At 72.6% G+C, this 14,210-nt stretch carries 10 protein-coding genes; 3 read left to right on the plus strand and 7 right to left on the minus strand.

From position 1 onward, the window contains the following. Nucleotides 1-96: 96 nt before the first annotated feature. A complete protein-coding gene (locus tag ACFV9T_RS08930) occupies nucleotides 97-540 on the plus strand; it encodes a hypothetical protein (RefSeq protein WP_385437732.1) in 444 nt (147 codons plus the stop codon). A 114-nt stretch (nucleotides 541-654) separates the two neighbouring features. Here ACFV9T_RS08930 and ACFV9T_RS08935 read toward each other — a convergent pair whose 3' ends face one another. Beyond that, nucleotides 655-4,548: an ABC transporter ATP-binding protein gene (locus ACFV9T_RS08935; RefSeq protein WP_385437893.1), complete on the minus strand. Its 3,894-nt coding sequence runs from the start codon at nucleotides 4,546-4,548 to the stop codon at nucleotides 655-657. Between the two features lie 174 nt (nucleotides 4,549-4,722). Further along, nucleotides 4,723-5,004: a helix-turn-helix domain-containing protein gene (locus ACFV9T_RS08940; protein WP_385437733.1), complete on the minus strand. Its 282-nt coding sequence runs from the start codon at nucleotides 5,002-5,004 to the stop codon at nucleotides 4,723-4,725. Between the two features lie 55 nt (nucleotides 5,005-5,059). On the opposite strand from ACFV9T_RS08940, the gene map reads away from it, so the two are divergent. Further along, on the plus strand, nucleotides 5,060-5,827 hold the full coding sequence (gene map, locus ACFV9T_RS08945; protein ID WP_385437734.1) for a type I methionyl aminopeptidase: 768 nt from the start codon (nucleotides 5,060-5,062) through the stop codon (nucleotides 5,825-5,827). 112 nt (nucleotides 5,828-5,939) lie between these two features. Beyond that, nucleotides 5,940-6,965 carry a helix-turn-helix domain-containing protein gene (locus ACFV9T_RS08950; protein WP_385437735.1) on the plus strand — a complete coding sequence of 342 codons (1,026 nt, stop codon included), beginning with the start codon at nucleotides 5,940-5,942 and terminating at the stop codon, nucleotides 6,963-6,965. A gap of 120 nt (nucleotides 6,966-7,085) precedes the next feature. On the opposite strand, the gene ACFV9T_RS08955 is transcribed toward ACFV9T_RS08950, so the two are convergent. The 5 genes from ACFV9T_RS08955 to ACFV9T_RS08975 form a co-directional block, all read right to left on the minus strand. Further along, nucleotides 7,086-9,806, minus strand: coding sequence for a glycosyl hydrolase family 65 protein (locus tag ACFV9T_RS08955; RefSeq protein WP_385437736.1), 2,721 nt, complete (start codon nucleotides 9,804-9,806; stop codon nucleotides 7,086-7,088). A 138-nt stretch (nucleotides 9,807-9,944) separates the two neighbouring features. Continuing rightward, complete coding sequence (locus tag ACFV9T_RS08960) at nucleotides 9,945-10,622, minus strand: response regulator (protein WP_385437737.1); 678 nt, start codon at nucleotides 10,620-10,622, stop codon at nucleotides 9,945-9,947. Further along, a complete protein-coding gene (locus ACFV9T_RS08965; protein ID WP_385437739.1) occupies nucleotides 10,619-11,965 on the minus strand; it encodes a sensor histidine kinase in 1,347 nt (448 codons plus the stop codon). The genes ACFV9T_RS08960 and ACFV9T_RS08965 overlap by 4 nt, the downstream gene beginning before the upstream one ends. Continuing rightward, nucleotides 11,962-13,176: an acyltransferase gene (locus ACFV9T_RS08970; protein ID WP_385437741.1), complete on the minus strand. Its 1,215-nt coding sequence runs from the start codon at nucleotides 13,174-13,176 to the stop codon at nucleotides 11,962-11,964. The genes ACFV9T_RS08965 and ACFV9T_RS08970 overlap by 4 nt, the downstream gene beginning before the upstream one ends. Then, complete coding sequence (locus ACFV9T_RS08975) at nucleotides 13,169-14,113, minus strand: alpha/beta hydrolase (protein ID WP_385437742.1); 945 nt, start codon at nucleotides 14,111-14,113, stop codon at nucleotides 13,169-13,171. The genes ACFV9T_RS08970 and ACFV9T_RS08975 overlap by 8 nt, the downstream gene beginning before the upstream one ends. Nucleotides 14,114-14,210: the final 97 nt, after the last annotated feature.

Raw genomic sequence — 14,210 nt, forward strand, 5'->3', positions numbered from 1 at the left:
CTAGAGACGTCCGATCACGCCAACCTGCCGCCGAATACGGAGAGTTGTTACCGTCACCCTCTTTCGTAGCGGGCTGTGATGGCGCATCCTGCTGACATGGACCGAGACGAACGGCACGACCGGAGCGAACGGGCCGAGCGGCTGACGCAGTATCTGACCGAATTGCAGGAACGAATCGATCCGCGCTCGCTGGAGCTGCTCATGCGGCTGCTGCGCGAGCTGAGCACCTCACCGGCCGTCCGCGGGGGGACGTACGAACTCGGCATGGGGCCCGAGGAGAAAGAGCTGTTCACCCCCGCACTCCAGGCCGAGTTGCTGGTGCTGTTCGGCCTGCTCACCTCCCAGGACGAGCGGGTGGTCGTCGACCTCGGCGACAGCCCGCACGCCAAGGGCATGAAGGTGCTGGTGCCCCAGGAACGGGCCCAGGACCCGGACTTCCTGCACCGCCACAAGCAGCGGGTGGCGGCCGAGGCCGAGCAGCGGGAGGCGGACCGGCGCGAGGTGGAGGGCATCGCGAGGGCGAGCGGCATGGAACCGTGACGTCACCGTACGTGATATGCGGCGAACGCCGAGAGTTACCGGCCGTATACCGTTGTCGTCACGGCCGGGCGGCGCCACCTTCCCTGGCCACCGGACACCATCCGGCGACCGGGTCTACGCCCCCACCGGGGCCGTCTCTCCCGTAAAGGTGCGCCACAGCTCGGCATACCGGCCACCCGGCCGCGCCACCAGCTCCTCGTGCGTACCGTCCTCGACCACCCGTCCGTGATCCAGGACCACCACCCGGTCCGCGCGGGCCGCGGTGGTCAGCCGGTGCGCGACGACCAGCGTGGTGCGACGGCCCGCCAGCCGGTCCGTGGCCTGGTTGACCAGGGCCTCGGTGGCCAGGTCGAGCGCGGCCGTGGCCTCGTCGAGCAGCAGGATGTCCGGGCCCACCAGCTCGGCGCGCGCGAGCGCGATCAGCTGGCGCTGACCGGCCGACAGATTGCGCCCGCGCTCGGAGACCGCGTGGAGATAACCGCCGTCGAGCGAGGCCACCATGGCGTGGGCGCCGACCGCCCGCGCGGCCGCCTCCACCTCGGCGTCGCTCGCGCCGGGGCGCCCGTAGGCGATGGCGTCGCGCACGGTCCCGGGGAAGAGATACGGCTCCTGCGGGACGACGCCCAGCCGGTTGCGGTACGCGGTGAGGTCCAGCTCGCGCAGATCCGTGCCGTCGATCCGCACGGCGCCGCCGGTGGGGTCGTAGAAGCGGGCGACCAGCTTGACGAGCGTGGACTTGCCCGCGCCCGTCTCCCCCACGAACGCGACGGTCTGCCCGGCCGGGATCGTGATGCCGATGCCCGACAGGGCCTCCTCGCCGTCCCCGTCCGCTCCGCCGTAACGGAAGCGCACGTCGTCGAAGGCGACCTCGCCGCGCACCGTCCGCACCGCGCGCGGGCTCTTCGGCGCCGGGGTGGTGGTCGGCTCCCGCAGCAGCTCCTGGATACGGCCCAGTGACACCGTGGCCTGCTGATAGCCGTCGAACACCTGGGAGAGCTGCTGCACGGGCGCGAAGAACAGGTCTATGTAGAGGAGATAGGCGACCAGCGCGCCCGCCGTCAGCGTCCCCTCGCTGACCCGACCGGAGCCGACGATCAGCACCAGCGCGGCGGCGGTGGACGACAGCAGCTGCACGAACGGGAAGTACACCGAGATCAGCCACTGCCCCCGCACCCGCGCCTGCCGGTACGCGTCGCTGCGCCCCGCGAACCGCTCGCGGCCGACGCGCTCGCGCCGGAAGGCCTGCACGATCCGCAGCCCGGCCACGCTCTCCTGGAGGTCGGCGTTGACGGTGCCCACGCGCTCGCGGGCGAGTTCGTACGCCCTGACGCTCTTACGGCGGAACACGAACGTGCCGATGATCAGCGGCGGCAGGGTGGCGAACACCACCAGCGCCAGCTGGACATCGATCACCAGCAGCGCGACCAGGATGCCGAAGAAGGTCAGCAGGCTGACGACGGCGGTGACCAGACCGGTCTGGAGGAACGTCGACATCGCGTCCAAGTCGGTGGTCATCCGCGTCATGATCTTGCCGGTCAGCTCGCGCTCGTAGTAGTCGAGTCCGAGCCGCTGCAACTGCGCGAAGATCTTGACCCGCAGGGAGTAGAGCATGCGCTCGCCGGTGCGCCCGGTCAGCCGCGTCTCCCCCCACTGCGCGGCCCACTGCGCCAGGACGACGACCAGCGCCAGCCCGGACGCCGCCCACACCGCGCCCAGCGCGAGGCGCTGGACGCCCTGGTCGATGCCGTGCCGGATGAGCACGGGCAGCAGCAGCCCTGACCCCGCGTCGATGGCCACCAGCAGCAGACAGAACAGCAGCGGCGCCCCGAACCCGCGCAGCAACCGCCGCAGGCCGTACGCCTCTTCGGGTTGCGCGGCCCGCGCCTCGTCCACATCGGGCGTGTCGGTGGCGGGCGGCAGGGCCTCGACCTTGGCCAGCAGCTCGGGCGTGGCGGGCATCCCGGCGATGGGCGCGGTTTCTGTGGGGCCGTCCCCGTCGCGCCGCACCCACAGCTCCGGGGTGACGCCACCCACGGCGGTGCCCGGTGCCGCGTGCGCGGGGTCGTCGCCGCCGCGCGACGGCGACCGGTCGCCGTTCGTATGGGCGGTGCTGTCCTGGCACGGCTCGACCAGCCCGGTGGCGGCGGCCTCGCCGCCGAAGGACCCGGCGAGCCCGGCCGCGTTCACCCGCGCGTTCGCGTGCTCCGGGTCGTCGCCGCCGCGCGGCCGTACGGCGAGGCGTCCGGCCGGGTCGCGGGTGATGCCGCTCAGCTCGTCCGGGTCGGTCAGCAGGCGGCGGTACAGCTCGCAGCGCCCCCGCAGTTCGTCGTCCGTGCCGACGTCCACCAGAGCGCCGCCGTCCAGGACGGCGATGCGGTCGGCGAGGGCGAGGGTGGAGAGGCGGTGGGCGATGAGAAGGGTCGTACGCCCAGCCATCACACCCCGCAGCGCCTCGTGGATCTCGTGCTCGACGCGCGCGTCGACCGCCGACGTGGCGTCGTCGAGGACGAGCAGCCGGGGGTCGGTGAGGATCGCGCGGGCCAGGGCCATGCGCTGGCGCTGGCCGCCGGAGAGGGTGAGGCCCTGCTCGCCGACCTCGGTGTCGTAGCCGTCCGGGAGGGCGGAGATGAAGCCGTCGGCCTGGGCGGCCCGGGCGGCGGCCCTGATCTGCTCATCGTCGGCGTCCGGCAGCCCGTAGGCGAGGTTGGCGCGCACGGTGTCGGAGAAGAGGAAGCTGTCTTCCGGAACGAGCCCGATGGCATCGCGCAGCGACGCGTACGTCAGCTCGCGCACATCGTGGCCGCCGACCCGCACCGCGCCGTCCGTCACGTCGTAGAAGCGGGGCAGCAGCAGGGACAGGGTGGACTTGCCGCTGCCCGAGGCGCCGACCACGGCGACCGTCTCGCCCGGTTCGATGCGCAGCGACACATCGGAGAGCACGGGCCGGTCAGGGTCGTAGCCGAAGGTGACGTGATCGAATTCGACCGTCGCGGGCGCGTCCGTGGGCAGTTCGCGGGCGTCCGGGCGCTCCTGGATGACCGGTTCGGTGTCGATGAGTTCGAAGACCCGCTCGACTCCGGCCCGGGCCTGCTGGCCGACGGTCAGCATCATGGTGAGCATCCGCACCGGGCCGACGAGCTGCGCGAGATACGTCGAGAAGGCGACGAACGTGCCGAGGGTGATCTGCCCGCGCGTGGCCATCCAGCCGCCGAGTGCCAGCATCGCGACCTGGCCGAGGGCGGGAACGGCCTGGAGGGCGGGGGTGTAGCGGGCGTTCAGCCGGACCGTGCGCAGCCGGGCGGCGAAGAGGCGGCGGCCGACCTCGCGGAGCTTGCCGGTCTCCTGGCCCTCCTGGCCGAAGCCCTTGACGACGCGGACGCCGGTCACCGCCCCGTCCACGACCCCGGCGACGGCGGCCGCCTGCCCCTGGGCGTACCAGGTGGCCGGGAAGAGCTTGACGCGGCTGCGCGAGGCGAGCACCCACAGGGCGGGGGCGACGGCGAGGGCGACGACGGTGAGCAGCGGGGAGAGCACCGCCATCACGACGATCGAGACCAGGAAGAGCAGCACGTTGCCGATCATCATCGGCACCATGAAGAGCAGGCTCTGGATCAGCTGGAGGTCGCTGGTGGCGCGGCCGATGATCTGGCCGGTGGACAGCTCGTCCTGGCGACGGCCGTCGAGGCGGACCAGCGACTCGTACATGTCGGTCCGCAGATCGTGCTGGACGTCGAGCGCGAGCCGTCCGCCGTAGAAGCGGCGGACGTAGGTGAGGGCGTAGACGACGAGGGCGGCCACGATCAGCAGGACGGCCCAGGGTGCGAGGGCCCGGTCATGCTGGACGATCACCTCGTCGATGATCAGCTTGGTGACGAGCGGGACCAGCGCCATGACGCCCATCCCGGCGAGCGAGGACCCGAGCGCGAGCAGCACGTTACGGCGGTACCGCAGGCAGAGGCGGGTCAGCCGCCGCGCCCAGCCCCGGTCCGCGTCCGCGTCCGCACCCACATCCGCATGGCCGCTTTTGCCGCGCTCGTTCTCTTCGTCGCGTTTGTCGCCCTTGCCGTCCGCCACTCGTGACCTCCCGGTTTTCCACTGCTACCGGAAGGACCAACGCACAGGCGTGCGGATTTCATCCTTCCGAAATAAACCGGCCGGGGCGCGGGGTTTCACGCGGGGTCGCTACGCCGCCTCGTCGCGCGCCCCCTCCTCCGGGACGGCGGCCGCGGCACAGCGCGCGGCGATGTCGTCCAGCCGCAGACCGAGGGTCGCGGCGAGGGCGGCGATGGTGAAGAAGGCGGGCGTCGGGGCCCGGCCGGTCTCGATCTTGCGGAGGGTCTCCGCCGAGATCCCGGCACCGGCGGCGACGTCCGCCATGGACCGTTCGCCACGGGCCTGCCGCAGCAGGACGCCGAGGAAGCGGCCGCGTTCACGTTCCAGCGGAGTGAGAGGAGTGCGCACCATGACCGTGATACTAATACCGGTATAAGAATTGGGTAGCACGCAGGGAGGCCACACCGTGGTAGAGATCAAGACGGACGCGTCACTGGACGCCATGCGGGAAGCGGGCCGGGTCGCCGCGGGCATCCTCACGGCGACGCGCGAGGCCGCCGCCATCGGCGTGCGCCTGCGCGAACTGGACGAGGTGGCCCGGGAGGTGCTGCGGGACGCCGGGGCCACCTCCCCGTTCCTCGGCTACCGGCCGCACTTCGCCTCGACCCCCTTCCCCGCGGCCATCTGCGCCTCGGTCAACGACGCGATCGTGCACGGCATCCCGGACGGCTACCGGCTGCGCGACGGCGATCTGGTCTCCATCGACTGCGGCGCGGTCGTCGACGGCTGGGCCAGCGACTGCGCGATCAGCTTCATCGTCGGCACCGCGCGCCCCGAGGACCAGCGGTTGGTGGAGACCGGCCGAAAGGCCCTGGAGGCGGGCATCGCGGCGGCCGTCGTCGGCGCCCGGATCGGCGACATCGCGCACGCCATCGGCACGGTCGGCCGGGCGGCTGGCTACGGCATCCCCGCGGACTTCGGCGGCCATGGCGTGGGCCGGGAGATGCACGAGGACCCACCGGTTCCCAACGAGGGGCGGCCGGGGCGCGGTTACCGGCTGCGGCACGGGCTGGTGCTGGCGATCGAGCCGATGCTCATGGCGGGCGGCCAGGACGCGTACCGGGAGGACGACGACGGCTGGACGCTCCGTACGGTCGACGGCAGCCGGGCGACGCACAACGAACACACCGTGGCGATCACGGACGACGGCCCGCGCGTGCTCACCGCGCCCTGAGAGGCACCCAGATCGCCCACCCATACGGACGGTTGACTACCGGATCGTTCAGCGAACACTTATGGAGGCCGACTAGGGTCGTATCAGGCGATCGCCGCACAGCAGAAGGGTGATGATCGATATGGACCTCCAGATCGACGACATCCCGCCCTCGGAACGGTTCGCGGCCTGGCGCGCCCTGTGCGAGGGGCCGATGGTCCCGATGGAACTGCGCAGCGCCCACGAGGACGACTTCAGCGCGACCATGTGGGGCATGGACCTGGGCCGGGTCACGGTGGCCGGGTCGTCCTTCCCCTCGCTGTGGACCCAGCGGACCAAGACCCATATCCGGCGGTCGGATCCGGAGCTGTACCACCTCCAGCTGAACCTGCGCGGCGAGGCCGACATGGTGCACGGGGGCGTGACGACGACGCTGGGCGACCGTCAGTTCATGCTCACCTGCACCTCCCTGCCGTACGAGGGGGCCATCGCGCGCGGCAGGACGGACGAGTTGACGATCGGCATCCCGCCGTCCCTGCTGCCGTTCCCGGTGGCCGACCTCAACCAGCTGCTCGGACGGCAGTTGTCGGGGCGGACCGGGATCGGCGCCCTCCTCGCCGACGTCCTCATCCGGCTGGGCGCGGAGCACGCCGCGTACCGCCCGGCCGACGCGCAGCGCCTGGGCACCGTCGTGGCCGATCTGCTGACCGCGCTGCTCGCGCACGAGCTGGACGGCAGCGACGCGGAGACCGGGCCCGCCACCCTCCGGATGGCCCCCGAGAGCCACCGGAACGCCCTCGTCCTGCGGATCCAGGACTTCGCGCGACGGAACCTGCACACATCCGATCTCACCCCCGCCTCGATCGCCGCGGCCCACCACATCTCGGTGCGCTACCTCCACCGGCTCTTCGAGCGGCAGGGGCACACCGTCGCCGCCTGGATCCGCGCCCAGCGGCTGGAGCGCTGCTGCCAGGACCTGGCCGACCCCGCGCTGGGCGGCACCCCCATCCACGCCATCGCCGCGCGCTGGGGCTTCAGCCACGCGGCCGACTTCAGCCGCGCGTTCCGCGGCACGTACGGCATGCCGCCCCGGGAATTCCGCCGGACGGCCCTGTCGCAGGGAGGCCTCGAACTACAGGGCACGCCCGGGGGGAAATAAGCAGGGCCTCCCCCCGTCGAAGCCCTGCTCACCTTCCCTGTTCAGGATGGACCGTCGGCGGCCGGATGTCGTTGGCGTGCAGTGCACAGTCCTTGATGTTCCGTGCACTGCACGCGTGCCTTATTTGGTGACCTTCAGCTCCTCGATGCCCGCGCGCTTCTTGTCGTCCGCCGAGCGCAGCGTGACGCGGACGTAGCGGGCCGGGCCCGTCGCACCGTCACGCCAGTGCCTGCCGTCCAGCGACGTCTGGGTGCGGTGCGCGGCGGGCCGGGTGGAGGTCCACTCCGGGGTCACCTCTCCGATCCGTACGGTCCGGCCGAGGTCGGCGGTGAGCGTGCCCCGGGCGGCGTCGGGCACCCAGGCGGTGGCCGCGTTGCCGTCGAGGGCGGCGCCCGGCTCCATGCCCGGCTCCCGCGAACTCGCCGTCGCCTCCTGGCAGCGGGCGAGGTTGGTGGTCGGGGTGAGGTCCGGGCGGCGGGTCTTGAGGACGGCGGGGGCGCCCTCGCTCACGACCTGCTTCCCGCCCTGCGGCGTCTCGATGTCGAACGGCGCCCCGGCGGTCAGCCGCACCGTCGTCTCGTGCGGGCCGATCGCCACGTCGTACGTACGGCCCTGCCAGCGCAGGCCGCGCAGCGTGACGCCGTCGCGGAGCTGCGGCGGCAGCATCGGGTCGAGGCGCACCGCGTCCTCGCGCATCCGCATCCCGGTCAGGCCGTGGGTGAAGACCTGGAGGAAGCCGCCCTTGCCGGTGAGGAAGTCCTGCGCGGGGGACCCGGCCAGCGGGTCGTTGGCGCCCGCCTTCTCGCCGCGCGCCTCCGAGAACTGGTCGAACGGGCCGCGCACGAACGGCTTGATGGAGCGCATCAGATACGTGTACGAGGAGCAGCCGGGCTCCCCGATGGACGCGGCGTCGATCGCGTGCACCGAGTCGGTCATGGCCGGGCCGTCGGGGTCGGTGCGCGCCGCGTAGTAGTCGAGCGTCTTCGCGGCGGACTCCCCGGACATCGGCCATTCCAGCGGATACATGAGCAGCACGGTGTCCGCCTGCTTGATCAGCGAGCCCTTGTAGCCGTCGTACTGCTGGAAGACCTGCTTCTTCTTGTCGTACGGGATGCGCAGCTTGTCCGCGATCCGGGCCCAGGCGGCGGGGGGCTTCTCGCCGAGGACGCGGGCGGCGCGGGCGGCGTCGCGCAGGGCGGTGGCGGCTCCGGCGTTGGTGAACACCGCGTCGTCCACGCCGTTGCTGTACTCGTCGGGGCCCGCGACGTCTCTGATGGAGTAGCTGCCGTCGTCGTTGCGGGTGGCGCGCCCGGCCCAGAACTCGGCGATCCCCTTGAGCACCGGCCAGCCGCGCTCGCGCAGCCAGGCGGCGTCCCCGGTGGCCTGGAAGTACTGCCAGGCGGCGAGCGCGATATCGCTCTGGAGGTGGTTCTGGGTGCGGCAGTGCGGCGGGTCCCAGCTGTGGCACTCGCTCCACAGCCCGCCCTTGCTCGCGCTGGTCCAGGGGTAGAAGAGGCCGGGGTAGCCGAGCTTGCGCGCGTTCGTACGGGCCCCGGCGCGGGTCTTGTAGCGGTACTCGACCACGGACTTGGCCAGTTCGGGGTGGCTCGCCAGCAGCCCCGGGTACATCCAGGTCTCGGCGTCCCAGAAGACCAGGCCGCCGTAGTTGTCGCTGGTCAGCCCGGTCGGGGAGATGCTGTTGCGGGAACCGGCGCGGGTGGCGGACAGCAGCCCGTACTGCGCGGAACGCACCCAGCCCTGGAGGTCGCGCTGCCTGCGGCCGCCGATCTCGATGTCGGAGCGCCAGAGCTTCCGCCAGGCGGCGGTGTGCTCGGTGAACAGCGCGGGCCAGCCACGGTCGGCGGCCCGGCGGGAGGCGGCGACGGCGTCGGCGCGCGGGGCGTGGGAGGTCAGCGCGGTGTCGACGCCGACGTACTTGGTGAACTCGTAGGCCCGGCCCTGGCGCACCGGGAAGCGGACGCCCTGCCGGGCGCTCAACTTGCCGCTCTCCTCGGGCCGTTGCTCGTTCGCCTTCTGTACGTTACGGCCGGGCCGCAGCGTGGACGCGACGGCGCCCTCGGTCTTGGTGCCGTCCGTACGGAACGCCACATCGACCGTACGGTCGCCATGCGTCCCGCCGCCGGTCTGCGTCATGCGGCGCGCGCCGCGCCCGTCGATGCGGTCGGTGACGGTGGCGTCGCCGCTCCAGTGCGGGGTCATGCGCAGCCGTACGGCGCCCACATGGGCGTCGTTGCGGTCGGCGAGCACGTCGTAGGTGAGGTCGGTGGCGCGGCCGTCAGACGCCGTCCAGGTGAGGGACGTGCGGACGAAGCCGCAGCGCAGGAAGACGGTCTGCCGGTAGTGCGAGATGCGACCGGCGGACGTGTCGGAGCCGAAGGTCTCCGAGCCCTTGCCCCCGGTGGCCACGTTGAGCGTGGACCAGGTGGGGATGGCGGCGGCGACCTGCCGGTTCTCGGTGGTCTTCTTGTTGTGCCCGTACAGGCCGGAGACGAACGAGCCGTCGTACCGGGGTGTGAAAAGCGGCCATCCGGTCTTGTCGCCGCCGCCCGTGTAGCCGGTGCCGTTCGGCGGCACGCGCTGCCCGAGATAGCCGTTGCCCACGTACGCGTGGTAGCTGTCCTTCGGATCGATGCGGTCGGAGGTCTGCGCCCAGCCGTCGGACGGCCCACGCGCACATCCCCCGCCGCCGGCACGGGCCGCCGCTGAGGAGTCGGATTCGGGAGCGGCGGACGCCGGGGGCACGGCGGCGATCAGCCCGCAGACGAGCAGCGGGGCGATCAGCCGGGCGGCGCGCGGCAGCCGGGGGTTGGAGTACGTCATTGTTCTCCGTCGTGGTTCGCCGGTGACGGTCGCAGTGACGATAAAGAGGTGAACACAACAGGTCAATGGATGGAGCAACGCCTTCACTAACTGAACACGCGTTCACGGGTCGGACCACGGCGGTCGGAACGCGGGCTGTCAGAACGCCGTCGGGCGCACAAGACCGGTCTCGTAGGCGTAGACCGCGGCCTGAGTGCGGTCGCGCAGGCCCAGCTTGAGGAGGATCCGGCCGACATGGGTCTTCACGGTCTGCTCGGCCACCACCAGCCGGGTGGCGATTTCCCCGTTCGACAGGCCCTGTGCGATCAGGGCCAGCACCTCGGTCTCGCGCTCCGTCAGAGCGCCGACGCGGTCCTTGAGCGGGGCGCGCGGGGCGGCGGCGGACACCCGGGAGAACTCGGTGATCAGGCGCTTGGTGATGTTCGGGGCGAGCAGCGCGTCCCCGGCCGCCACCACCCGTACCGCATGGGCCAGTTCCTCGGCCGACGCGTCCTTCAGCAGAAACCCGGACGCGCCCGCGCGCAGCGCCTCGTACACATACTCGTCGAGGTCGAAGGTGGTGAGGACGAGGACCTTGACGGTGGCGCCGCCGGGTTCGGTGAGCCGACGGGTGGCCTCGATGCCGCCGAGCCCGGGCATCCGGATGTCCATCAGGACGACATCGGGGGCGAGTTCGGCGACCTGCGCGATGGCGTCCTCCCCGTCCACGGCCTGGCCGACGACCTCGATGCCGGATTCGGCGTTCAGCAGCACCGTGAAGCCCTGGCGGACCATGCTCTGGTCGTCGGCGATCAGGACGCGAATGCTCATGGTCATACGGGATCCTCGACGGTCTCGGTGGCCGTGGCGGCTGCGGTGGCCGTGGCGGCTGCGGTGGCGTGGCGCATGGGCAGCACGGCGGCCACCTCGTAACCCCCGTCCGGGGTGGGGCCGGTGGCCAGCTCGCCCCGCAGCATCGCGACGCGCTCCCGCATCCCGAGCAGCCCGTGCCCGGCGCCCGGCGAGGGCGGGGTGGGCCGGTCCGGGGCGGTGTTGACGACCCAGACGGTGAGCCCGTCCGGGTGGTACCCGATCTCCACCCGCACCTCCGCGCCCGGTGCGTGCCGCATCACATTGCTCAGCGCCTCCTGCACGATGCGGAACGCTGACAGCTCGATGCCCGGCGGCAGCGACCGCCGCTCCCCGCAGATCTCGGTGGCGATCGCGACCCCGGTCCCCCGCACCGTGTCCACCAGTTCGTCCAACCGGTCCAGGGTGGGCTGCGGGGCATGCCGGACGCCATCGGCGAGGGCGTCCTCGGAGCGCAGCACGCCCAGCACCCGGCGCAGCTCGGTCAGCGCCTCGACCGCGCTGCGGCGGATGCCCGCCAGGTTCTCCTTCAGCTCGTCGGAGGGGTTCTCGGTCAGATGCGGGGCGACTTGCGCCTGGATGGAGATCACCGACATGTGGTGGGCGACCACGTCGTGCAGCTCCCGGGCGATCCGGTTGCGCTCCTCCAGCAGGGTGCGCCGGGCCCGCTCCTCGGCGGTCAGCTCCTGCTGCTCGACCAGTCGCGCCCGGGCCACCCGGCGGCCGCGCAGCGCGGTGCCGACCACCACGGCGGTCGTCAGGACCGAGATGACCAAGCCGGGGTCGGAGTCGGGGACGGGCGCCGGGGCGGTGAAGGCGCGGCAGGCCACGCACACCAGCAGGCTGATCGCCAGCACCTCGGCCGCGATCCGGGGGCGGGTGCGCAGGGCCAGCAGGAACAGCACCAACGCCTGCACGGTCAGCCCCTCGCCGGACCAGGGGAACGTGGCCTCGGGGACGGCCCCGGACCTGAACCACGCGATCACCACCGTCACGGCCGTGATCGCCCACCACGCCGGGACCGGCCGGAACAGCGCCGCCGCCAGCGCCACGGACTGGACGGCGGCAAGCAGGGTGCCGACGCCCTGGCCGAACCCGTACAGCTCCGCGTATTTGTCGGCGCAGGCGATGAACAGCACCACCGCGCCCAGCACGACCGGGAGTGCGAACGCGGGCAGCCAGTCCAGCCAGCTCGGTCCGCCCCGGCGCGGCAGCGGATCGGCCGCCGTCGTCCACAGGTCCTCGCGCAGGATGCCCGGAACCGCCCGCAGCCCCCGCGTCACCTTCACCACCCACCCCCGCCCCCTCATGGACGCGACCTTATCCACGCCGCACCGCTCCCGCTCCCCTTCGTGTCTCCCTTCCGCGTCTCCCTCGCGGCCCCGCCCGGGCGGCCCTCGCGCACCACCCGTCCTGCCGTGCGCGGTCTGCCCCGCTCATACGCGCCGAACGCCGCCCGGCACACCAGCAGCGCCGCCGCGAACACCGGCAGCCATATCAGCCGGGCCGCCAGCCAGCCCGGCCCGTCGGGCACGGTGTGCAGACCGGGCAGTGGGCCGGTGAGCCGCAGCATGGTCGAAGTGACGGCCATCATCGCGGTCTGGTGCCACAGGAAGATGGTCATCGCGGAGACGTTCAGCAGCGCCACCACCGCCCATACGGCGGGCCGTGCCAGCACCCGCCGCAGCGGGCCGAGCAGCAGCAGCGCCGCCCCGCACTGGGCCAGGCCGAAGGTGACGGCCGCCAGGGTCGGCGGGTTGAGGTTGGATATCGCGGCGCCGGGCACCCCGACCATGGCCGCCGGATAGCCGCCGAACAGGACCAGACCGGCCGTGGCCACCCCGCCCCCGAGCAGCAGCACCCATCCGGTCATGCGCCCCCGCAGCCCTCCGCGCGCCCATGCCGCGCCCAGGCAGTACGGGACCAGCCAGCCCGCCGCCAGATTGATCCAGCCGAGCCAGGCGGGCCCGCCGAAGCCGAAGCGGTACAGGTCGACATAGAGGACGACGGCGAGCGGCCACAGCGGATGCAGCCGCGCCACCAGCGGGGTCGCCGCCGTGAGCGCCGCGAAGACCAGCAGGAACCACAGCGGTGACAGCACCAGCTTGAGCAGGGTGTGCAGGGTCGTCAGACCCACCCCCGAGGCCAGCATCGCCCCCGCCGCCAGGGCCCACACCACCAGCACCGCCGCGACCGGCCGGAACAGCCGGGCCATCCGGGCGCCCAGCCACTGCCGGTATGTGACTCCCCTGGCCTGCGCGCACGCCTGACCGCGCGCGCCCATCTGCCCTCCCACCAGGAAGAACACCGCGAGGGTCTGCAACACCCAGGAGATCGGGACGAGATGGGGCTGGTACAGCAGCGGACTCGCGGCCCGCACCGTGCCGCTGTCGGCGACGAGAGCGGTCACCAGCCAGTGGCCGAGCACCACGCCGAGGATGGCGAAGGCGCGCAGCGCGTCCACGGCGCGGTCGCGGTCGGGCGGGGTGGCGGCGTCGATGCGCCGGATCAGCTCACGCACGGCCGTCCCCCACGATCCGGGCCAGGCTCCTCAGGCTGGTGGAACCGGGCCTCAGGTAGTCGCTGTGGCCGCCGCCGCCCGCGTCGAATATCCGGGCGCCGAACCCCTTCGAGACGGGATCGGTGCCCAGCCCGACGGTGGTGAACAGCAGCGGAATCCGCACATGCGGGACGCCACCGATCCAGTCGTGCGCGCCCCGGCCCGCCCAGACGGCGGCCCGGGTGTGCAACTGGCTGACACTGTCGGCGCCGACACCGGGGCTGCCGTAGAGGACGATGGCCGCGACCGCCACCCCGGACGCGGCCCGGGCGCAGACCAGCGAGCCGTAAGAGTGGCAGAGCAGCGATATCCGGGCCCGGGGCACGGCCGTGGCCAACTCCCCGACGAAGGAGGCGAGCCCGGGTGCCGCACGGTCGGCCCGCCCCGCCGTCAGCACCTCGGGGCTCACCGTGCCCGGCGTCTCGTACCCGAGCCAGGCGACGACGGCGCCCCGCTCCCCCAGTTGGTGCCGCAGCGCGACGGCCCCGGCGCGCAGGCGCCCGTACCGGTCGAGGCTGGTGTCCGAGCCCGGCACCAGGACCGCGACCCGCGTGGCGCGCGACAGATCCCCGAAGACCTCGACGGAACGGCCCCCGTCCCGCCCGTCGAAGGAGAGGAACTGCCGCGCGCCGCCCGCCATCCCCCGCAGCGCGGCCGCCCGCCGCCGGTCGCCGTGGTCGGCGGCCATCCGCTCCGCGGACCGTATGTCCGCGCGGTGGGCCGCATAGCGCGCGTCGAGGGCGGCGGGCGTCGCGGCGGTCAGCGGAGGCAGCGCCGACGGTGCGGGCGCCGGGACCGCCGAGGGCCGCGCGGCCCCCGCCACCGGCACGGCCACCGAGGCGGCGACGAGCACACCGAGCAGAGTGCGACGCAGGCGGCCGCGCACACGGAATGCCATCGCTTTCCCCCTTCCGTGCCGGATGTCGTATGTAAGGAAGGTAGGGAGCAGGGCGGGTAGTTGGCGTCACTCCAGGGGGTGCACTCGCCAACTAGCT

It is taken from the genome of Streptomyces sp. NPDC059850 (assembly GCF_042731515.1).
Classification (GTDB): domain Bacteria; phylum Actinomycetota; class Actinomycetes; order Streptomycetales; family Streptomycetaceae; genus Streptomyces.

Excerpts from the sequence above, each read along its gene's own strand:
- ACFV9T_RS08940 (WP_385437733.1), bottom strand. The coding sequence starts at position 5,004 with ATGGTGCGCACTCCTCTCACTCCGCTGGAACGTGAACGCGGCCGCTTC.
- ACFV9T_RS08955 (WP_385437736.1), bottom strand. The coding sequence starts at position 9,806 with ATGACGTACTCCAACCCCCGGCTGCCGCGCGCCGCCCGGCTGATCGCC.
- ACFV9T_RS08960 (WP_385437737.1), bottom strand. The coding sequence starts at position 10,622 with ATGACCATGAGCATTCGCGTCCTGATCGCCGACGACCAGAGCATGGTC.
- ACFV9T_RS08950 (WP_385437735.1), top strand. The coding sequence starts at position 5,940 with ATGATCGATATGGACCTCCAGATCGACGACATCCCGCCCTCGGAACGG.
- ACFV9T_RS08965 (WP_385437739.1), bottom strand. The coding sequence starts at position 11,965 with ATGAGGGGGCGGGGGTGGGTGGTGAAGGTGACGCGGGGGCTGCGGGCG.
- ACFV9T_RS08975 (WP_385437742.1), bottom strand. The coding sequence starts at position 14,113 with ATGGCATTCCGTGTGCGCGGCCGCCTGCGTCGCACTCTGCTCGGTGTG.
- ACFV9T_RS08930 (WP_385437732.1), top strand. The coding sequence starts at position 97 with ATGGACCGAGACGAACGGCACGACCGGAGCGAACGGGCCGAGCGGCTG.